The 18,866-nt window shown below is 63.5% G+C and carries 18 protein-coding genes and 1 tRNA gene; 7 read left to right on the top strand and 12 right to left on the bottom strand.

Annotated features, from left to right (window positions below; translation table 11 throughout):
* The first annotated feature begins 3 nt into the window (after positions 1 to 3).
* Complete coding sequence (locus N7E70_RS08370; protein ID WP_182575195.1) at positions 4 to 876, top strand: methyltransferase domain-containing protein; 873 nt, start codon at positions 4 to 6, stop codon at positions 874 to 876.
* Between the two features lie 101 nt (positions 877 to 977).
* On the opposite strand, the gene N7E70_RS08365 is transcribed toward N7E70_RS08370, so the two are convergent.
* The 6 genes from N7E70_RS08365 to N7E70_RS08340 form a co-directional block, all read right to left on the bottom strand.
* A complete protein-coding gene (locus N7E70_RS08365) occupies positions 978 to 1,139 on the bottom strand; it encodes a Flp family type IVb pilin (RefSeq protein WP_083948485.1) in 162 nt (53 codons plus the stop codon).
* Between the two features lie 102 nt (positions 1,140 to 1,241).
* The gene (locus tag N7E70_RS08360; RefSeq protein ID WP_067957770.1) at positions 1,242 to 1,556 is read right to left on the bottom strand and encodes a hypothetical protein; all 315 of its coding nucleotides are present in this window, start codon (positions 1,554 to 1,556) and stop codon (positions 1,242 to 1,244) included.
* A 110-nt stretch (positions 1,557 to 1,666) separates the two neighbouring features.
* Positions 1,667 to 2,080 carry a (deoxy)nucleoside triphosphate pyrophosphohydrolase gene (locus N7E70_RS08355; protein WP_154386154.1) on the bottom strand — a complete coding sequence of 138 codons (414 nt, stop codon included), beginning with the start codon at positions 2,078 to 2,080 and terminating at the stop codon, positions 1,667 to 1,669.
* 1 nt (position 2,081) lies between these two features.
* Positions 2,082 to 2,888, bottom strand: coding sequence for a GNAT family N-acetyltransferase (locus tag N7E70_RS08350; RefSeq protein ID WP_067957768.1), 807 nt, complete (start codon positions 2,886 to 2,888; stop codon positions 2,082 to 2,084).
* Positions 2,857 to 4,098 carry a bifunctional glutamate N-acetyltransferase/amino-acid acetyltransferase ArgJ gene (argJ, locus tag N7E70_RS08345; protein ID WP_154386153.1) on the bottom strand — a complete coding sequence of 414 codons (1,242 nt, stop codon included), beginning with the start codon at positions 4,096 to 4,098 and terminating at the stop codon, positions 2,857 to 2,859. The genes N7E70_RS08350 and argJ overlap by 32 nt, the downstream gene beginning before the upstream one ends.
* Positions 4,099 to 4,202: 104 nt before the next feature.
* Positions 4,203 to 4,436: a hypothetical protein gene (locus N7E70_RS08340; protein WP_246670815.1), complete on the bottom strand. Its 234-nt coding sequence runs from the start codon at positions 4,434 to 4,436 to the stop codon at positions 4,203 to 4,205.
* A 97-nt stretch (positions 4,437 to 4,533) separates the two neighbouring features.
* On the opposite strand from N7E70_RS08340, the gene N7E70_RS08335 reads away from it, so the two are divergent.
* Positions 4,534 to 5,133, top strand: coding sequence for a TetR/AcrR family transcriptional regulator (locus N7E70_RS08335; protein ID WP_067957759.1), 600 nt, complete (start codon positions 4,534 to 4,536; stop codon positions 5,131 to 5,133).
* A 6-nt stretch (positions 5,134 to 5,139) separates the two neighbouring features.
* Entirely contained in the window at positions 5,140 to 6,066 is a 927-nt protein-coding gene (locus tag N7E70_RS08330) for a hypothetical protein (RefSeq protein ID WP_182575193.1), read from the top strand.
* 84 nt (positions 6,067 to 6,150) lie between these two features.
* Here N7E70_RS08330 and N7E70_RS08325 read toward each other — a convergent pair whose 3' ends face one another.
* Positions 6,151 to 7,065: a peptidylprolyl isomerase gene (locus N7E70_RS08325; protein ID WP_067957756.1), complete on the bottom strand. Its 915-nt coding sequence runs from the start codon at positions 7,063 to 7,065 to the stop codon at positions 6,151 to 6,153.
* Between the two features lie 240 nt (positions 7,066 to 7,305).
* On the opposite strand from N7E70_RS08325, the gene secA reads away from it, so the two are divergent.
* Entirely contained in the window at positions 7,306 to 10,029 is a 2,724-nt protein-coding gene (secA, locus tag N7E70_RS08320; protein ID WP_067957754.1) for a preprotein translocase subunit SecA, read from the top strand.
* Between the two features lie 59 nt (positions 10,030 to 10,088).
* On the opposite strand, the gene mgtE is transcribed toward secA, so the two are convergent.
* Together mgtE and N7E70_RS08310 are read right to left on the bottom strand one after the other, a co-directional pair.
* Positions 10,089 to 11,477, bottom strand: coding sequence for a magnesium transporter (mgtE, locus tag N7E70_RS08315; RefSeq protein ID WP_263006046.1), 1,389 nt, complete (start codon positions 11,475 to 11,477; stop codon positions 10,089 to 10,091).
* A 228-nt stretch (positions 11,478 to 11,705) separates the two neighbouring features.
* Complete coding sequence (locus N7E70_RS08310; RefSeq protein WP_154386149.1) at positions 11,706 to 11,933, bottom strand: hypothetical protein; 228 nt, start codon at positions 11,931 to 11,933, stop codon at positions 11,706 to 11,708.
* A gap of 250 nt (positions 11,934 to 12,183) precedes the next feature.
* Here N7E70_RS08310 and N7E70_RS08305 point away from each other — a divergent pair, with 250 nt between their 5' ends.
* On the top strand, positions 12,184 to 13,443 hold the full coding sequence (locus tag N7E70_RS08305; RefSeq protein WP_371818653.1) for a lipopolysaccharide biosynthesis protein: 1,260 nt from the start codon (positions 12,184 to 12,186) through the stop codon (positions 13,441 to 13,443).
* Entirely contained in the window at positions 13,443 to 14,726 is a 1,284-nt protein-coding gene (locus tag N7E70_RS08300; RefSeq protein WP_263006045.1) for a GNAT family N-acetyltransferase, read from the top strand. The genes N7E70_RS08305 and N7E70_RS08300 overlap by 1 nt, the downstream gene beginning before the upstream one ends.
* Before the next feature lie 17 nt (positions 14,727 to 14,743).
* Here the strand turns inward: N7E70_RS08300 and N7E70_RS08295 are convergent, their stop codons facing one another.
* Positions 14,744 to 16,375, bottom strand: coding sequence for an AMP-binding protein (locus N7E70_RS08295; protein WP_263006044.1), 1,632 nt, complete (start codon positions 16,373 to 16,375; stop codon positions 14,744 to 14,746).
* A gap of 195 nt (positions 16,376 to 16,570) precedes the next feature.
* Between N7E70_RS08295 and N7E70_RS08290 the strand changes: the two genes are divergently transcribed.
* A complete protein-coding gene (locus N7E70_RS08290) occupies positions 16,571 to 17,656 on the top strand; it encodes a rhamnan synthesis F family protein (protein ID WP_263006043.1) in 1,086 nt (361 codons plus the stop codon).
* A 28-nt stretch (positions 17,657 to 17,684) separates the two neighbouring features.
* Here the strand turns inward: N7E70_RS08290 and N7E70_RS30900 are convergent, their stop codons facing one another.
* Entirely contained in the window at positions 17,685 to 18,494 is an 810-nt protein-coding gene (locus tag N7E70_RS30900) for a rhamnan synthesis F family protein (RefSeq protein WP_442866515.1), read from the bottom strand.
* A 262-nt stretch (positions 18,495 to 18,756) separates the two neighbouring features.
* Positions 18,757 to 18,841: transfer RNA gene (locus N7E70_RS08280), tRNA-Leu, on the bottom strand.
* Positions 18,842 to 18,866 lie beyond the last annotated feature (25 nt).

The raw sequence follows: 18,866 nt of genomic DNA, 5'->3' as shown, positions 1-18,866 counted from the left end.
GACGTGCAAGCCATTTTCGACGCCAGCCTCGTGATCGCGCACCGGCGCCGAGCCCTGGCGCAAGCTACACCAGGCGCCGACTTCCTGATGGCTCGCGCGGCTGAAGACCTCGGCGAACGTCTCTCGACGGTCGAGCGCAAGTTCACGCGCGGCGCAGCGATCTTCTCGGTCAGCCCGGCGGCAACCGCGGTTCTGGCTGCCAGCGGCAAGGTCGACGAATTGCTTCGCGTCGAAGCCGACAGGGCCTTTCTCGGCGGCGGACCGGGCGTCGTGTCGGATCCCGAGACGATCGCGCTGGATCCGGCGAGCATCGACATCGCCGTATCGCTTCTGGCGCTGCAGGAAGCCAACGACATCCCCGGCCAGCTGATCCAGATCCGCCGCGCACTGAAGCCGGACGGGCTGTTCCTCGGCGTGCTTGCTGGTGCCGGCACGCTCGTCGAACTGCGCGAAAGCCTGCTCGCCGCCGAGACGGAGCTTTCGGGCGGCGCCAGCCCGCGCGTTATCCCCTTCACCGACGTACGCGATGCCGGCGGGCTGCTGCAGCGGGCAGGCTTTGCCTTGCCGGTCGCCGATGTCGAGACGGTGACGGTGCGCTACGACACGATGTTCGGGCTGATGCAGGACCTGCGCGCGATGGGGGCGACCAGCGCGCTTGCCGACCGGTCACGGAGACCTGCGACACGCCGGCTGTTCCAGCGCGCGGCCGAGATCTACGCCGAGCGCTTCTCCGATCCTGATGGAAGGGTGCGGGCGAGCTTTTCGTTCGTCTGGTTGTCAGGCTGGGCGCCTGATGCCTCGCAGCAGAAGCCGCTCAAGCCGGGTTCGGCGCAGGTGTCGCTGACAAAGGTGCTTGGCGAGGACGGCAAGCAATAGCGGTTACAATTCCATGAAAAATGTACGGCGGCTTTCCGTCCGAAATTGAGTAAAAACAAAGAGATAGAGGGATCTCGCAAATCGAAGAAAAGCGGAAACCTCTAGTGCACGGCGACCTTGGTGCCGATGTTTTCCCAGTAGAGCTGAAGGGCTGTGCCGAACTGGCCCAGGCCGCCGATGATCCCCAGGGCGATGAGCGTCGCGATCAGGCTGTATTCGATCGCCGTAGCGCCTCTTTCGTTCCTGAGAAATCGCCTGATCATCGGTCGCGTCCACCCGTCATTGTTGACCGACCATAACGCCGACGTCTTAAGAAAGGTTAACGGCGCACGCTTAACAGGCGGTGAAGCGATAAGCGGGTATCGTCAGCAGTCGCCGGTATGCTCGCCGTGCGGATGAATGACACACACCGACTGCGGCGTTTCCTGCAGCACCGAACGGCGTAGCGTGTAGGTGTTGGTGCGGCTGACCGATCCTGTGGCGGTGTAGTCGAGCCCGTCAAGGCGCAACTGGCCGAGGATTGGACGCGCCCTGTCTTCCAGGAACGGCGTGGCGAACAGGGTCAGGGCTATCGCGATAAGGCCGAACAGCAGCGAGACGCGCAGGATGCCGGCCCGCGCCCTCGCAGTCGGGGACGATCGCTCTGGGCGGATGAGGTCCCACTCGTTGTCAGCTTGCATTGGCAACGTCCCTCGCGAAAAGCCGTGTCGATGCGCAGCCGAGGCGGGCGGCGGCCATTCAATTTTTCACGATTGGATAAACTTTGGCTTAACGCTGGCAGACATGCCCATCAAAGCAGGTCGATGAGGAACGGAATTAGCGGCTCGTCGGCAGGCGGCATGGGGTAGTCGCGCATCTGCTTGGGCCGCACCCATTTAAGGGTCTGGCCTTCCTTCGGCTCCGGAATGCCCCAGAAGCGGCGGCAGACATAGAGCGGCATCAGCAGATGAAAGTCGTCATAGGTGTGGCTGGCGAAGGTCAGCGGTGCCAAGCACGCCGTCTTGGTCTCGATGCCGATCTCCTCGCGCAGCTCGCGAATGAGGGTTTCTTCCGGCGTTTCGCCCTGCTCGACCTTGCCGCCGGGGAATTCCCACAGGCCGGCAAGCGACTTGCCTTCGGGACGCTGGGCCAGAAGCACGCGACCATCGGCGTCGACGAGCGCGCAGGCGGCCACCAGAAGCAGGCGTTTTCCCTGATGGGTCAAGTCAGGCCTCCGGCGGGCGGCGGTAGTGGTAGCGATAGACTTCCTTGAAGCCCATTTTCTCGTACAGGCGGATGGCGCCCGCATTGTCAGCCTCGACCTGCAGCCACGCCTGGCGCGCGCCACGCAGGCGTGCCCATTTCAGCGCCGACAGGATCAGCCTGCGGCCAAAACCCTTGCCGCGTTCGGCCTCGGTGGTGGCGATCTCGAACAGGCCGGCAAGGTCGGTGTCGTGGACGCAGATCGCCGCCGTCACCGGCTGCTCGTCCTGCTCGAGCACGAACATGCCGGCTTCCGGCTGAATGGCGCCGATGATCTCGGACAGGCCGGGCCTGAGCGATGCGTCTAGCCCGTGCACCACCATGGAAGCGCTGACGAAGCGGCCGATGTCCTTGAGCGGGATCTGGTCCATCGCATGCTCGACGACGCCGTCGTCGAGCGACAGCCGCATCACCATCGATTCCGAAAACGTGCTCCAGCCCTCGCGGTCGAGATGGGCGGCGATCGCCGGCCCCGACAAGGGCGACATGCGAAAGGTGAGCGGCCGGCCATAGGCCTCGAAGCGGCGGCTGGCGCGGGCGATGCGGTCAGGAATGTTGCGGATGTCGGCCGGATCAAGCGGATTGACCGAATTGAGCCGCTTGGCCGGATGGCCCGCCGTCAACCGGACAAGCCAAGTGCCGTCGTAATGAACGGCCGCCGCCGGCCATGCGCGAAAACCCGCCGCCTCGTAGCGGCGGACAATCGCAAGCTCGTGCGACGGGCGGTTCTGGTTCACGTCAGCTCCGGTAGTCGCCGTTGATGGCGACATATTCCTTGGTCAGGTCGCAGGTCCACACCGTTGCCTTGCCACGGCCAAGGCCGATGTCGGCGCGGATGACGATGTTGTCGCCCTTCATATAGGCCGAGGTCGCCGCTTCCGAATAGCCCGGATCGCGCTCGCCATTGTGGGCGAGGCGATTGTCGCCAAACCAGATCGACAGGAGATCGCGGTCGGCGGGCTCGCCGGCCTTGCCGACGGCCATGACGACGCGGCCCCAGTTGGCGTCCTCACCGGCAACCGCGGTCTTGACCAGCGGCGAGTTGGCGATCGAAAGCGCGATGCGCTTGGCCGAGCGCGCCGACTTGGCACCGGTGACAGTAACTTCGACCTGCTTGCGCGCGCCTTCACCGTCACGCACGACCTGCAGCGCCAGCGTCTTCAGCATCTTGTTGAGCGCGCGGCGGAAGGCGCCGAGGCGCGCATCCTTGGGGTCGGTGATCTTGGGCGCGCCGCGCTTGGCTGCGGCCCCGGTGGCAAATAGCATCAGCGTGTCGGAGGTCGAGGTGTCGCTGTCGACGGTGACGGCATTGAAGGTCTTGGCGGTGCCGCGCGAAAGCATGTCCTGCAGCACGTCGGCCGCAATGGGTGCATCGGTGGCAACGAAGGACAGCATTGTCGCCATGTCGGGTGCAATCATGCCGGCGCCCTTGGCGATACCATTGATGGTGACGTCGGTGTCGCCGAGCTTGACGGTCGCGGTAACCACCTTGGGATAGGTGTCGGTGGTCATGATCGCCTTGGCGGCTTCGGTCCACTGGTCGGGCCGGGCATCCTTGACCATACCTGACAGCAAGTGGCTAAATTTGCCGGCGTCGAGCGGCTCGCCGATGACGCCGGTGGATGCCAGGAACACTTCGCTCGACTTGCAGTCGGCGGCCTTGGACGCCGCCTCGCCGGTCAACGTCGTGGTCTCGCGGCCCTTCTTGCCGGTGAAGGCATTGGCGTTACCGGAGTTGACGATCAGGACGCGTGCCTTGCCACCGGTGAGGTTCTGGCGACAGAAATCGACCGGGGCCGAGGGGCACTTGGACCGTGTGAACACGCCGGCGGCCGCCGTGCCCTCATCGAACACCATGGCCAGCACGTCGGTGCGACCCTTGTACTTGATCCCGGCTTCGGCTGTGGCGATGCGCACGCCCTCGATGGCAGGCATCTTGGGGTACTTCTTGGGGGCGAGCGGGGAAACGGCAGTCGACATGAAGGAACCTCTGCGGGCTCGGGAAACGGTTGAAGTTGGCACCGTTTGCCCGATAGCGCGAGGCTTCGCAAGGCGTTTTCACCTCACGAAGATGTGGGCCAGCCTCAGCCGACGACCGGATTGAGGAAACCGCGGAAGACGCGCTGAACCATGGGGATCAAGCCCCAGATCATCACTGATACCATCAGCGGCGCAATCAGCAGCGTGCGCTGCCAGATCGTCCAGCCGTCGGTCAGAGGCATGATGATGTAGAGCAGTGCGGTGATCAGCGGATAGACCCCGAGCAGGACCATCAGGGCGAAACGCGGGCGGGAAAAGCGGGTTTGGGAGGCAGTCATCTTCAACTCCATCGGAACGAAACGTTTCGTTATATAAAACGGGCCGTTTCGTTTCGTCAAGAGGTGGTGTAGAGATAATCCAGCAATGGAGACCGGAATGAGCATTGAAGCCGAAGCCGCGCGCAAATCGATCGGCGCCAAACGCAGCCTGGAAAGTGCGGAAGCCATCCTCGAGGCGGCCGAGGCGGTGCTGATCGAGAACGGCTATTCCGGCTTCTCCATCGAGGCGGTGGCGCGTCGGGCCCGCGCCGGCAAGCCGACGATCTACCGCTGGTGGCCGAGCAAGACCGCGCTTTTGCTCGAGGTCTATCAGCGCCAGAAGCGCGACATCACTTACCCGGACACCGGCGGCATCGAGGAAGACCTGTTCATCTTCGCCAGAAGCCTGTTTGCGCAGTGGCGCGACACGCCGGCCGGCGACATCTTCCGCTCGCTGGTCGCCGAGGCGCAGCAGGACCCAGCCGCCGCCGAGGCGCTGGCCGAATACTCTGCCGGGCGCCGCGCCCATACCGGCAAGCTGATCGAGCGGGCCAAGGCCCGTGGCGAGGTGGCCGCCGATGTCGACCCCAGCCAGGTCGCCGACATGGTTTCGTCCTACGCCTGGGTGCATCTCCTGACCGGACGGCTCGACGAGGACGAGGCTATGCTAAGGCGGGCTATCAGGCATATCGTGCATGGCATCGCCGTCAGGAGGTAAGCGACCATGGACGACATGAAGCCGGCGGTATTGCCGATAAGCCTGATCGTGGTTTCCGACTATCTGTCGGCCGACGGCGATGGCGAGCTACGCCAGTCGCTCCAGGCCTATCTGTACGACCGAGCGGGGGTGCCGGCTGAAATCATCGTCATGCTGCCTGCGGAAAGCACTTTTTCGTACAGCTCTGGTCCGGGCGAACCATCGGTCGTCCTCGTCACCCACGACAGTGACGAATCCTCCCAGCTCAAGGATGCGGCCCTGCCCTACTGCCACCAGCCGCTGATCGCGGTCGTCGAGGCCGATTGCCTGCCGCAGCCAGGATGGATGGCCACGCTGCACAAGACCCTCGACGACAACCCCACCGTCGCAGCGGTGTCGGGGCGAACCTCCTATGGCGACGGCAGCATGATGAAGCGGGTGATGTCACTGCTCGACCGCGGCTTCATCGAGTGCCGCGACCGCCGTGGCAAGGTGATCCACGTCTCCAGCAACGGTGCGATCTACCGGCACGCACTGCTCGAGCGTTATCGTTTTCGGCCTGGACAAGGACCGTTCGTCAGCGCCCACATCAGGCAAGACGCGATGAACGAGGACAACGTGGAATTTGCGGTGGACCCGCGCGCCGTCTCCATCCACGCCTATGACGGCCTCGGCTTCATCTGGGACGTCCGGCGTAACAAAGGATACCAGTTTGCGTTGATGAAACTGCGCAAACGCCGCGATCGCTCGCGGCTGGGGCTGGCGGTCAGCGCAGTGATGGCATCGTTTCGGGAAAATCACCGGACCATCGATGCGGTGGGCGACCAGTTCTGCCGGCCATCCGACCGGCCGCTGCTGTGGCTGATGATGCTGGCGGTCCGCGTGCCTGAGTTCGTCGGCGCGCTGGCGGCCGCCGACCCGGTCGCATTCAAGGCTTCGACCCGCTATCGCTGACCGCTTCACGGCGGCGAAATGGCGCACGCAAACAAAGAGGGCGGCACCGTAGGTACCGCCCCTTTGTTGTCTCTGGTGAGAAAATTACTTCGACGCGTCTATGGCGTCGATGGCCTTCTTCAGCGCCGGATCGGTGATCTCGACCTTGCCGGCGCCGCGAACCTGCTTGACCAACTCGATGTATTTCTCGCGGATCAGCAGCGAGCGGACCTGGTCCTTGACGGTCTCGAATGCCGGCGGCTGCTGGGTGCGCTTGTCCTCGACCTTGATGATGTGCCAGCCGAACTGCGTCTGCACCGGCTCCTTGGAATAGGCGCCAACTTCAAGGGCGAGTGCCGCCTTCTCGAATTCCGGCACCATCTGGCCAGGGCCGAAGAAGCCGAGATCGCCGCCCGAGGTCTTGCCGGACGGGTCGGTGGTGTTTTCGTTGGCGAGCTTCTGGAAGTCTTCGCCGCCTTCGAGCTTCTTGATGATCGCGTCGGCCTCTTCCTTGGTCTTGACCAGGATATGGCGGGCATGGACCTCGTTGACCGGCTTCTGGGCCGCGATTTCCTTGTCGTAGCGGGCGCGGATCTCGTCGTCGGTGATCTTGCCGGCGACTTCCTTCTCCACCAGTTCGCCATGCAGGGCGCGCTGGTCGAGGAAGGCGACGCGGCGCTGGAAGTCGGCGTCCTTGTCGAGACCCTTTTCGACGGCCTGGGCGGCCATCAGGCGGATTTCGATGATCGACGACAAGGCAGCAGCACGGCGCTGCTCCGGCGGCAGGTTGCCGAACTGCTGGCCAAGGTCCTGCTCGGCCAAGGTGATGTCGGCTTCAGTGACGTTCTCGCCATTGATCGTCGCCACGATCGCGTTCGGATCGACGGCAGCGGCTGCAGGGGCAGCGACCTGGGGTGCAGGCGCTGTTTCCTGTGCAACCAGCGGCAGCGACGACAGCGCCACAAGCCCGGCGGCAAGCCCGACGCGGGCAAGCGAGGCGCTACGGAACGAAAAAGACATCTAAACTCTCCGGTGGGGTGATGACCGCACTTCCAAATCAACCTGAATGTGGCGGAATTTGGCGTCTCCGGCAGGCTCTCTGCAACGTTGACATAAGTTGTGCCCCCTCTTATCTGTCCATCGTCTTCGCGTCCAGAAGGGTTTTTCCGGGCGCTTTTCGTGTTGAGTCTGCCAGCCTATGTTCCTCGGCAGGCTTGGCCGGCGGACAGTCGGCTTCATTCGAATTGAAAGGACCACTTGATGGTCAGTCTCGGCGGTCTCGCCCGTAAGATTTTCGGTTCCTCCAACGACCGCCGAGTCAAGTCGACCCGGCCCCGGGTGGAAGCGATCGCTGCAATGGAAAATGAACTGCAGGCGCTGACCGACGACCAGCTTCGGGCGCGGACCGAGCAGTTCCGCAAGGACATCGCCAACGGCGCCTCGCTTGACGACCTCCTCGTCCCGGCCTTCGCCACGGTGCGCGAAGGCGCCAAGCGCGCGCTCGGCATGCGTCCCTTCGACGTCCAGATGATCGGCGGCATGGTTCTGCACGGCCGCGGCATAGCCGAGATGCGCACCGGCGAAGGCAAGACGCTGGTCGCCACCCTGCCCGTCTACCTCAATGCCCTGACCGGCAAGGGCGTGCATGTCGTTACCGTCAACGACTACCTGGCCCGCCGCGACGCCGAATGGATGGGCCGTCTCTACAAGTTCCTCGGCCTGTCGGTCGGCATCATCGTGCACGGCCTGTCCGACGAAGAGCGCCGCGCGGCCTATGCCTGCGACATCACCTACGCCACCAACAACGAACTCGGCTTCGACTATCTGCGCGACAACATGAAGTATGAGCGCGCCCAGATGGTGCAGCGCGGTCACTTCTTCGCGATCGTCGACGAAGTCGACTCGATCCTGGTCGACGAGGCCCGCACGCCGCTGATCATTTCCGGTCCGCTCGAGGACCGTTCGGAAATGTACAACACCGTCGATGCCTTCATGCAGCAGATGGTTCCGTCCGACTATGAAGTCGACGAGAAGCAGAAGACCGCCATCTTCACTGAAGAAGGCACCGAGAAGATGGAGAACCTGCTGCGCGAGGCAGGCCTGCTCAAGGGTGAGTCGCTCTACGACGTCGAAAACGTGGCCATGGTCCACCACGTCAACAATGCGCTCAAGGCGCATCGCCTTTTCCAGAAGGACAAGGACTACATCGTCAAGGACAATGAAATCGTCATCATCGACGAGTTCACCGGCCGCATGATGCCCGGCCGCCGCTTCTCGGAAGGCCTGCACCAGGCGCTGGAAGCCAAGGAACACGTGGCGATCCAGCCGGAAAACCAGACGCTGGCCTCGGTTACCTTCCAGAACTACTTCCGCATGTATGAAAAGCTCGCCGGCATGACCGGTACGGCGCTGACGGAAGCCGAAGAGTTCGGCAACATCTACAATCTCGACGTCACCGAGGTTCCAACCAACCTGCCCGTCAGCCGTATCGATGAGGACGACGAGGTCTACCGGACGGTCGAGGAGAAGTACAAGGCGATTGTCCGCGAGATCAAGGAAGCCAACGCCAAGGGCCAGCCGACGCTGGTCGGCACGACCTCGATCGAGAAATCCGAGCAGCTGGCCGAGCGCCTGCGCAAGGACGGCTTCAAGGACTTCGAGGTCCTGAACGCCCGTCACCACGAGCGCGAGGCCTCGATCGTCGCCCAGGCCGGCAAGCCGGGTTCGATCACCATTGCCACCAACATGGCCGGCCGCGGCACCGACATCCAGCTCGGCGGCAACGCCGACATGCGCATTGCCGAGGAACTGGCCGACATGCCGGCCGGCCCTGAGCGCGACGCCAGGGAAAAGGCGATCCGCGAGGACGTCGCCCGTCTCAAGGAAAAGGCGCTGGCTGCCGGTGGCCTCTACGTGCTGGCCACCGAACGCCATGAAAGCCGCCGTATCGACAACCAGCTGCGTGGCCGCTCCGGCCGCCAGGGCGATCCGGGCCGCTCGAAGTTCTTCCTGTCGCTGCAGGACGACCTGATGCGCATCTTCGGTTCCGAGCGCATGGACGGCATGCTGACCAAGCTCGGCCTCAAGGAAGACGAGGCCATCGTCCACCCCTGGATCAACAAGGCGCTGGAAAAGGCGCAGAAGAAAGTCGAGGCGCGCAACTTCGACATCCGCAAGAACCTGCTCAAATATGACGACGTGTCGAACGACCAGCGCAAGGTGGTGTTCGAGCAGCGCATCGAGCTGATGGATGCGACCAGCCTGACCGATACTGTCGCCGAGATGCGCCATGACGTAATCGAGGATCTCGTCGCCAAGCACATTCCCGAAAACGCCTATGCCGAACAGTGGGATGTCGCAGGCCTCAAGGAAGGCGTGATCCAGTACCTCAACCTCGACCTGCCGATCGAAGAGTGGGCCAAGGAAGAAGGCATTGCCGAAGAGGAAGTGCGCGACCGCATCACCGCCGAAGCCGACAAGGCAGCGGCCGACCGCGCCGAACGCTTCGGTCCCGAAGTGATGACCTATGTCGAGCGCTCCGTGGTGCTGCAGACCATCGACCATCTCTGGCGCGAGCATCTGGTCAATCTCGACCACCTGCGTTCGGTCGTCGGCTTCCGCGGCTACGCCCAGCGCGACCCGCTGAACGAGTACAAGGGCGAGGCCTTCGAACTGTTCCAGGCGATGCTCGGTAATTTGCGCCAGGCCGTGACCGCGCAGCTGATGCGCGTCGAGTTGGTGCGCCAGGCAGCGGATGCGCCGCCACCGGAAGCGCCCGAAATGCACGGCCACCACATCGACGGCACCACCGGCGAGGACGATTTCGGCGAGGGCTCGGTTGCCGTGCTCGAGGACAGCCGCGTTGTCGCCGCCGAAGACCGCAACCCCAACGACCAGTCGACCTGGGGTCGCGTCGGCCGCAACGAAGCCTGCCCTTGCGGCTCGGGCAAGAAGTACAAGCACTGCCACGGCAGCTTCGCCTGAGTTGATCGGAAAACGAAAACGGCGGCCCAGCGGGCCGCCGTTTTCGTTTGTGCTTTGGCTTACAGCAGCGTGCCGTGGAGGATCACCAGCGCGATGCTGAAATAGATCACCAATCCGGTGACATCGACCAGCGTCGCGACGAACGGCGCCGAGGCAGTCGCCGGGTCGAAACCAAGTCGCTTCAGCACAAACGGCAGCATCGAGCCGGTCATCGAGCCGAAGGTCACGATGCCGACAAGCGTGGCGCCGATGGTCAGGGAGACCAGCTGCCAGTGCGGACCGTAGTCGTAGAAGCCGAGCATCTGCCAGGTGACGATGCGCACCATGCCGATGACGCCAAGGATCGAGCCCAGCGTGAGGCCGGCCGGCAACTCGCGCAACGCCACCTTCCACCAATCGCCCAGGCGCACTTCGTGCAGCGCCAGTGCCCGGATCAGCAGCGAGCTTGCCTGGCTGCCGGAATTGCCGCCCGAGCTCATGATCAGCGGAATGAACAGCGTCAGCACGATGGCCTTTTCGAGCTCGCCCTCGAAACTCTGCATGGCAGAAGCCGTCAGCATTTCGGACAGGAACAGCACGCTCAGCCAGCCGGCCCGCTTTCGGATCATCCTGAGGAAGCCGATGTCCATATAGTGCTCGTCCAGCGCCTCCATGCCGCCCATGCGATGAACCTGCTCAGTGTCGCGCTTGACCATGGTGTCGATGACGTCGTCGACGGTGACGATGCCGATGAGGTGGTTCCTGCTGTCGACAACCGGTACCGCCAGCAGGTCGTATTTGGCAATCAGGCGCACGGCCTCCTCACGCGGCGCCAGCGCGGACGTCTTGATCAGCCGGCGCTTCGGAACGGCTGACAGGATAGAAGCTCTCGGATCAGCCGAAATGACGCGCCGCAGCGGCACCGCATGGACAAGGGTTTGCCGCAACGGATCGACAACGAACACGGCATAGACGGTTTCGCGCGTGTTCTCGACCGCCCGCACGTGGCGAAGTACCTCGGCCACCGTCCAATTGGACGGCACCGAGACGAACTCCGTGGTCATCATGGCGCCGACGCAGCCTTCCGGATAGGCCAGAAGCCGTTCCAGCGCCGCGCGCGTTTCGCCGTCGAGGCCGGTCAGCAATTCGGCCCGTACGCCGGGATCGATCTCGCGCAGCGCATCGGCGGCACGGTCGGCCGACATGCCCGCAAGCAGGCGCGCGGCCGTATGCCCCGGCAGAATCGAAAGCAGTTCGGCCGCGTGGTCGAATGCCGGCTGGTCGAGCACTTCGACAGCCCGCTCCACCGGCATCAACTCAAGCAGTTGGGCGGTTTGCCCAATATCGCAGGTGTTGAGCACCTCGACGACGTCGGGTGCGGTTTCCTCCGCAAGACGCGAAGCGATGGCCGCGTTGTCGCGGATGACTGCGTCGTCGCGCAGCTCTTCGATGATGGTGGGATAGCTCATTTCTCACCCCTTCAGTCGCGCCGAAAGCCATCGGCGGCGACCCGGGGGAGCGATCAACCGCGATCAGTCCCTTCGGTCGGCGTCGACGGCTTGGTCGATCGACTATGACTGTCGCTGTTCATGGTTGTTTCCTTGGGTTCATGCGGCGCAGTCCGTTGGTTAAACTGCCCACGCGCCTAGATGGCTCCGACAAGCGAGCCAGTCAACCCCACGCGCCCGGCTTCCCGATCAAGCCTTGGTGTTCGCCAGTTCGATGAGGTTGCGCAGCGCCGCCACGCCCAGGCTGTTCATGTGCTTGCGCCCGACTGATATGTCGATGCGCATCACGATCTCAAGCGGATCGGCACCCTTGAGATCATCGAGACGCGTGATGCCGATGTCCTGGAGATAGCTGATCATCTTCGGGCCGATCGAATGCGCCCGCAGCATCGATTTGCGTTCGTCGTCTGAGATCATGCCGCCCCTCTCCTCCCGGTTGTCTGGTCCACCCAACCGTTTCTTAATCGCTATCGGCTACATGCTGTGAGCGAAATCGCGGAAGATGGAGTGTATCAAGTTGCGTTTTTCCGCAGCGATGACGGCCGAACGGTGGCTGCCGGGGCAGATCGCCTCGCGCATCATGCCGCTGTTGCGCCGCGTCGACGCAGTCCTGTTCAGCAGCGACGAGCGCGGCGAGGCCGGCCGCATGTCGCTGTTTGCGTTCGCCGTGCGCATCGTCAGTGCTGCCATAGCCTTCGTCAGCCAGGTGCTGCTGGCGCGCTGGATGGGCAGCTTCGAATACGGCATCTTCGTCCTGGTGTGGGTGACGATGATCATCGTCGGCTCGCTGTCCTGCTTCGGCTTCCACACCTCGATCATCCGCTTCATGTCCGAATACCGTGAAAAGGGCCTTCTGGACGATCTGCGCGGCGTGTTGGTGGCGAGCCGCCTGTTGGTGATCATCGCCTCGACAATCATCGCAGCACTTGGCATGGCCGGCGTCTGGGCATTTTCCGGCCGGATCGAGAGCTACTATATCGTGCCGTTCTTCCTCGGGATGATCTGCCTGCCAATGCTGGCCTTGTCAGACGTGCTGCAAGGCGTCGCCCGGGCCAATTCCTGGGCCTTCGCCGCGCTTGTGCCGACCTACATCACACGGCCGGTGCTGATCCTGGTGTTCATGGCCGGAGCCGTCGCCACAGGCTTTGCGCCGACGGCCGAGACCGCGGTCATGGCCTCCATCCTCGCCACCTATGTGACGACGCTCAGCCAGCTCGTCCGCATCACCTCACGCGCCGACAGGCGCATCCCCGCTGGCCCGCGCAACTACCGGCTCGGCTACTGGCTGAAGATCTCGCTGCCGATCTTCCTGGTCGAGAGCTTCTTCTTCCTGCTCACCAACGCCGACGTGCTGATGGTCGGCGCCTACATGGAGCCGGACAAGGTGGCGGTCTATTTCGCCACCGTGAAGACGTTGGCGCTGGTGCATTTCGTCTATTTCGCGGTCAAGGCGGGCGTCGCCCAGCGCTATGCGCGGATCGCCCATGGCGACACCGAAAAGCTCGACGGCTTTGCCCGCGAGACGGTGTCGTGGACGTTCTGGCCGTCACTGGCGATGGGCATCGTGGTGCTGCTGCTCGGCGAGCCGCTGCTCGCCATGTTCGGCCCCGGCTTCAGCGATGGTTACCCGCTGCTGTTCCTGCTGGTTTCAGCCGTCGTCGCGCGTTCGGCGGTAGGCCCATGCGAGAGCCTCTTGACGATGAGTGGTCACCAGAATGTCTGTGCCATGGTTTATGCCGCGACGCTCGCACTCAACATCGGCCTCAACGTGCTGCTGATCCCGACGCTCGGACTGTGGGGCGCGGCGATCGCCACCTCGGCGGCGATGATCTTCGAGGCCACCGCCCTGTCTTTCACCGTCTGGCGCAAACTCGGTATCGTCATGGTCCTGTTCATTCCCACGAAACGCACGGTAGAGAACGCCTGATGGCAGCCATACCGCTTCTCGAGGAAACAAGTGGCGGCCCGGCGGGCTCGCTGATCGCCGGCATTGCCGGCGTGCCGACCGACGCCGCCGAAGCAGCCCATCTCGAACTGACATCGGCCGAAAGACCGCTGCGCAGGCTGGCGATCTATCCGGCCTCGGCCGGCTTCGACCTCGTCGAGGAGCTCGACCATCTCTGCGCCCGCACAATCGAGCCCAACGTCTTTTTCAACCCGCGTTTCCTGGCGCCCGCCATGCCGCGGCTCGAGGACCGCGAGGTGCGCCTCGCTGTGATCCGCGACGGTACCGAGTATCGCAGCCGGCTGCGGCTGCTGGTGCCCTATTCGGTGGAGAGGCCGGCGGTGCCGCTGGGCATACCTGTCATGCGGACATGGTCGAGCCCGTTTGGCCCGCTTGGCACGCCGCTGCTCGACCGCGACGATCCTGAAGGGGTGATCGCCGACTTCTTCGCCATGCTGGCACGGCCGCATCTCAAGCTGCCGAAAGTGTTCGTCATGCCCGACATGCGCCTCGACGGCGCCGTGGCGCGGATGCTGAGCGCAACGGCCGAATCGCGTAACCTGCCGCTGGTGGTGACCGGTCAGTTCGAACGGCCCTTCCTCGAAAGCGACGCCGAGGGCGAAGACTATCTCAAGGAGGCGCTCGGCAGCCGCCACTACAAGGAATTCCGCCGGCTGGGCCGCCGACTCGCTGATCAGGGCGTCGTCGAGCACAAGGTTGCCCGCACCCAGGACGACGTTCGCCACGCCATCGAACAGTTCCTGACGCTGGAAGCTTCCGGCTGGAAGGGACGCCAGCGCACCGCCATGGCGATCGACCGCTACCGCGCCGCCTTCGCCCGCGAGGCGGTGCACCGCATGTCGGAACAGGACATGTGCCGCATCCATTCACTGACGCTCGACGGCCGCACCATCGCCAGCCTTGTCGTCTTCGTCGAGGCCGGCGTCGCCTACACCTGGAAGACCGCCTATGACGAGACGCTGTCGGCTTATTCACCGGGCGCGTTGCTGATGATGGCGGTGACCGGACATCACCTCGACGACCCCAACATCATGATGACCGACAGCTGCGCCGTGCCCGACCATCCGCTGGTCGGCAAGATGTGGAGCGAGCGCAAACCGATGGGCACCTTCGTCGTCGGGCTGACGCCGGACGCCGACCGCGTTACACGGCAGGCGGCCTCGCAGTTGCACCTGTACCGCGAGACACGCAAGCTCGCCGTCAGGCTGCGCGACCGCGTGCGCAGCCTGCTCAAGAAGCGCTAGAAGGCTCCGGATCAAGCTCAGCTTGTCTTCGTCTCGCGCTTTGCCCGGTCGCGGAAGATGCGGCGAATGACCTTGCCGGTGGTGGTCAGCGGCATGGAATCGACGAACTCGACCTCGCGCGGATATTCATGTGCCGACAGGCGCTCGCGCACCCAGAGCTTGATCTCGTCGGCGAGTGCCGCATCGCCCACAAGCCCATCCTTGAGCACGACATAGGCTTTGACGATCTCGGTGCGCAGCGCGTCGGGCTTGCCGACGGCGGCTGCAAGCGCCACCGCCGGGTGGCCTGTCAGGCAGTCCTCTATCTCGCCGGGGCCGATGCGGAAGCCGGCCGAGGTGATGACGTCGTCGTCGCGACCGAAGAAGGAGACGTAGCCGTCCTCGTCCTCGATGCCCTGATCGCCCGTCGTCATCCACTCGCCGATGAACTTCTTCTGGGTCGCCTCGGGGCTCTGCCAATATTCGAGGAACATGACAGGGTTCGGCCGGGCAATGGCAATCTGGCCCGACACGCCCGGCGGCACGCGGCGGCCGTCGCCGTCGATGATGGCGACGCGATGGCCTGGTACCGCCTTGCCGATGGCCCCACCCTTGCTGATGCCGAGGCCGGCGCAGGAGGCGAGCACCGCATTGCATTCGGTCTGGCCGTAGAACTCGTTGACGACAAGCCCGAGCTCGGCTGTGGCCCAATCGTAGGTTTCGCGCCCAAGCGACTCGCCGGCGGAGCCGACACTGCGCAGGCTGAGCCGGAAGCGCTTGCCGATGTCGGGCACGACCTTGAGCATGCGCAGCGCCGTCGGCGGGATGAAGGCGTTGCGCACCGCCATCTTTTCCATCAGCAGCAGTGCGGCCTCGGGTGCGAACTTGTCGAAGCGGGCAGCGACCACCGGCAGGCCGAAATAGAGCCCGGGCAGCAGCAGGTTGAGCAGGCCGCCGGCCCAGGCCCAGTCGGCCGGGGTCCACAACAGGTCGCCCGACTGCGGCATGAACTCCTGCGCAATCTGGATACCGGGGAGATGGCCGAGCAGGACTCGGTGGCCGTGCAGCGCGCCCTTCGGCGGGCCCGTCGTGCCGGAAGTGAAGATCATCATCGCCGGATCGTCTGGGCCAGTGTCCTCGGCTGTAAAGTCAGGCGAATGCGCGGCGAGCAGGCGATGGAAATCGTCGACGTCGCCGCCGCTGACAACGACGATCGCTTCGAGCTCGGGCAGCCGGCCGCTGACCTGGCTGACCTTTGCGAAACCTGCCTCGTTGGTGACGATCGCCCTGACGCCAGCTGTCTGCAGCCGGTATTCGAGCGCCTCGACGCCGAACAGCAAGGCCAGCGGCACGACGATCGCGCCGAGCTTGTAGATCGCGACATGGGCGATCGCCGTCTCGAAGCTTTGCGGCAACAGCAGCGCCACCCGGTCGCCGCGGCGTACGCCCCTGGCCCGCAAGGAATTGGCGAATGCGTTGGAGCGGCGCGAAAGCTCGCCGAAAGAAAGCTCTTCGGCTGCACCGTCGATGCGGTAGTCGAGCAGCGCCGTTCGGTCAGGGTCGACGGCTGCCCAGCGGTCTGAAACAGCGGTGCCGATGTTGAGCTTTTGCGGAATCTGCCAGCGGAAATCGCGATAGAGGGCGTCGTAAGTGTCGCGCCGTTCGAGCATGGACGGTCGTCTCCGCTCCTCCGCGAGGGATTTCATTGTGGCTGGATCGGAGTTGACCTACCAACCGACAGAAAGCCTGCCTAATATCGGAAGCGCTCGGCGTCAAGAAAACGGTCCAGAGCGCCGCGCCTCGGCAGGCATTCCATTGCGTCTGCCGGTGTCCGGCCGCCAAAGCAACACCAGATCGGGATCGGAATGCCGAAATTGCGACTTCTGCGGTCCCTCAAGAAGCGTGTTGCCAATATCCGCTACCACGAATTCGAGGTCATCAAGTCCAGGTTCAATCGAAGCCTCGGCAGGGACGAGCCATATCAGGTTCATCAGGGCAGGCGGCATCACCCGGGCAGCGTGTACGCCATCTTCCTGGTCTGGCAGCCCAACAAGACGCCATGGTATGTCGACAATGCACTGGCATCGTTGGACGAGGCCCAGGCGAACGTCGTCCTGGTGGTCAATCACGGCCTGGACGCCGAGCGACTGGCCGATCTCAAGCAACGCTGTTCGAAGCTCATCGTTCGCGACAATGCCGGCCTCGACTTTGGCGGTTTTCGGGATGCGACACTTCACCTGCTCGAAAATACCGGGTCAACGCGCCTGCTCTACCTGAATGACAGCGTGTACTTCTTCAGCAACGGGCTCACTCCGCTGTTCAGGGAGTTGGCAGGCGCGGAAGCCGACATCGTCGGTTCGTTCGAAAACCGGGAACATGGCTACCACATGCAGTCCTTTTGCTTCTCCGTGGGGCATAGGATCGTTGCAAGTTCCGAATTCGCGCGCTTTTGGAAGCAATACCTGCCGGTGAATTCGCGGCTATGGGCGATCCGAAAAGGGGAAATCGGTTTCTCCGCGGCAATCCTGCCGATCGCAAGATCCGTTACCACCGTCTACACGCCGGACAAGCTCAGGCTGCGGCTGAGCGAAATTGACGGCGGGGATGTTGGGGCGATGAATGGCCAGATCTGTCGGGATCTCAGGCTTCCGGCGGCGAGCTTGGGCAGCGAAAGCTGGGCCGCATTCGTCGCGAAGATATGCGAACGCATCGCCACGCGTTCTCAGATTCACACGGCCGGGTTCCTTTACAAGAAACATCTCAACTGCCCGCTGATGAAGCGCGACCTTGTCTACCGCCTGCAGTTCGACATCGGCGAGATCGAACAAAACCTTATCGCGGTCGGACACGAGGGACACCTGGCCGACATCCTTTCGGACATGACGAGGAAAGGTTCGGGGGACCAGTTGCGTTCAACGAGAAGGCAGCTCTTCGACCAGGGCATCATATAGGGCAACGTGCGCTGCGGCGGATGCTCGTTCAACCGGGCCGAACGAGCATCCGCCGCAGCGCATTTCCGAATTTGCCCTGGGCGGCCTTGAAGCCCGATTTCAGGCGTGCCGACGCGGATGGGCGGCGTGGCTGTCTCGTAAAGGCGTAGCTGTCGTTGAAGCCGGCATGTCCAAGCGGATCGGCGCTCGAGGCGATGCGGCGGCCAAGGGCGACGCCCCCCAGACCCAGACAGCGTTCGAACGCATGCGCCATCGTCCCGTCAACCTGGTTGGCCTCCGCCTCGAAGGCCTTGGCCGTGAAGCCGAGATCGGCCAGTGGCGCGATGACGTCTGTACGCGCCATGAACATCGTTCCAGCGCAATAGCCGGCATCAAGCAGCTGCGCCCGGCCCAGGCCAAGGCGCTGGGCGATGGCAAGGACGCGCGCTTCGTTTCCGCCCATGTAGCGGTCGAGCGAGAGGAAATGACCTTCGGGACAGACAATGCCCAGCGAAGCGTCGGCCTGAAATGCCGAAGTCAATTGCTGCAGCGCCTGGGGCTGCAGCAATGCAGCGACCAACATACGGCGCCAGCCGTCACCATCCTTCAGATGCGGCGATTTCTTGGTGTGAATCTTGATGACGACGTCAAAGCCCTCGGCGCGAACAGCTGGAAACATGCGAAGGAAAGGCAGGATGTCGCGGCCCCGATTTTCGAAGACGCCAAGGCTGTAGTCTCGCTCCGCAGCATCGAGCCGCGAGCGCACCAGCGCCTCGTGAACCGGAACGGTCGTTACGAAGAGCTTGTGTTGTGCCGGGAGAGCTTGGGCGAGGTCGAGGATTTCATCGAATGCATCCATGTAGAATGCATGGATGACAATCGCGACCCGAAGCTCTCCGCGCATGTGCAAAGCCTGTTGATAGAAGATAAACGCTTCAATGGCCGATTTTGTACACCGTGACAAACGCGCAAACGATCTATTTTTGGTAGTATTTGAAAGGCGCTTGCGACCTTGCCTGCCGGATTTTTGCCCGAAGGCTCACCTCACCGCGACGGCACAATGCAAGGCATGATCGAGGAACAAAGCCGCCTTCCGCGCCGCAGTGCTGCGTGAAGGTCAATGGTGCCCCTAGCCGGGATCGAACCAGCACTCCTTGCGGAACTCGATTTTGAGTCGAGCGCGTCTACCAATTCCGCCATAGGGGCCTGCCCTAAACGGACAGAATGGTCG

The organism is Aminobacter sp. NyZ550 (genome assembly GCF_025628925.2).
Classification (GTDB): Bacteria; Pseudomonadota; Alphaproteobacteria; order Rhizobiales; family Rhizobiaceae; genus Aminobacter; species Aminobacter ciceronei.
The sequence above is the reverse complement of the archived record's forward strand: the minus strand, read 5'-3'. Positions and strand labels throughout refer to the sequence as shown.

What these genes read in the sequence shown, in the direction of transcription:
- N7E70_RS08365 (WP_083948485.1), bottom strand. Translation starts at nt 1,139, where the DNA reads ATGATCAGGCGATTTCTCAGGAACGAAAGAGGCGCTACGGCGATCGAA.
- N7E70_RS30900 (WP_442866515.1), bottom strand. Translation starts at nt 18,494, where the DNA reads ATGGATGCATTCGATGAAATCCTCGACCTCGCCCAAGCTCTCCCGGCA.
- N7E70_RS08350 (WP_067957768.1), bottom strand. Translation starts at nt 2,888, where the DNA reads ATGTCGCCATCAACGGCGACTACCGGAGCTGACGTGAACCAGAACCGC.
- N7E70_RS08360 (WP_067957770.1), bottom strand. Translation starts at nt 1,556, where the DNA reads ATGCAAGCTGACAACGAGTGGGACCTCATCCGCCCAGAGCGATCGTCC.
- secA (WP_067957754.1), top strand. Translation starts at nt 7,306, where the DNA reads ATGGTCAGTCTCGGCGGTCTCGCCCGTAAGATTTTCGGTTCCTCCAAC.
- N7E70_RS08300 (WP_263006045.1), top strand. Translation starts at nt 13,443, where the DNA reads ATGGCAGCCATACCGCTTCTCGAGGAAACAAGTGGCGGCCCGGCGGGC.
- N7E70_RS08340 (WP_246670815.1), bottom strand. Translation starts at nt 4,436, where the DNA reads ATGACTGCCTCCCAAACCCGCTTTTCCCGCCCGCGTTTCGCCCTGATG.
- N7E70_RS08325 (WP_067957756.1), bottom strand. Translation starts at nt 7,065, where the DNA reads ATGTCTTTTTCGTTCCGTAGCGCCTCGCTTGCCCGCGTCGGGCTTGCC.
- N7E70_RS08330 (WP_182575193.1), top strand. Translation starts at nt 5,140, where the DNA reads ATGGACGACATGAAGCCGGCGGTATTGCCGATAAGCCTGATCGTGGTT.
- N7E70_RS08295 (WP_263006044.1), bottom strand. Translation starts at nt 16,375, where the DNA reads ATGCTCGAACGGCGCGACACTTACGACGCCCTCTATCGCGATTTCCGC.
- N7E70_RS08335 (WP_067957759.1), top strand. Translation starts at nt 4,534, where the DNA reads ATGAGCATTGAAGCCGAAGCCGCGCGCAAATCGATCGGCGCCAAACGC.
- N7E70_RS08310 (WP_154386149.1), bottom strand. Translation starts at nt 11,933, where the DNA reads ATGATCTCAGACGACGAACGCAAATCGATGCTGCGGGCGCATTCGATC.
- mgtE (WP_263006046.1), bottom strand. Translation starts at nt 11,477, where the DNA reads ATGAGCTATCCCACCATCATCGAAGAGCTGCGCGACGACGCAGTCATC.
- argJ (WP_154386153.1), bottom strand. Translation starts at nt 4,098, where the DNA reads ATGTCGACTGCCGTTTCCCCGCTCGCCCCCAAGAAGTACCCCAAGATG.
- N7E70_RS08290 (WP_263006043.1), top strand. Translation starts at nt 16,571, where the DNA reads ATGCCGAAATTGCGACTTCTGCGGTCCCTCAAGAAGCGTGTTGCCAAT.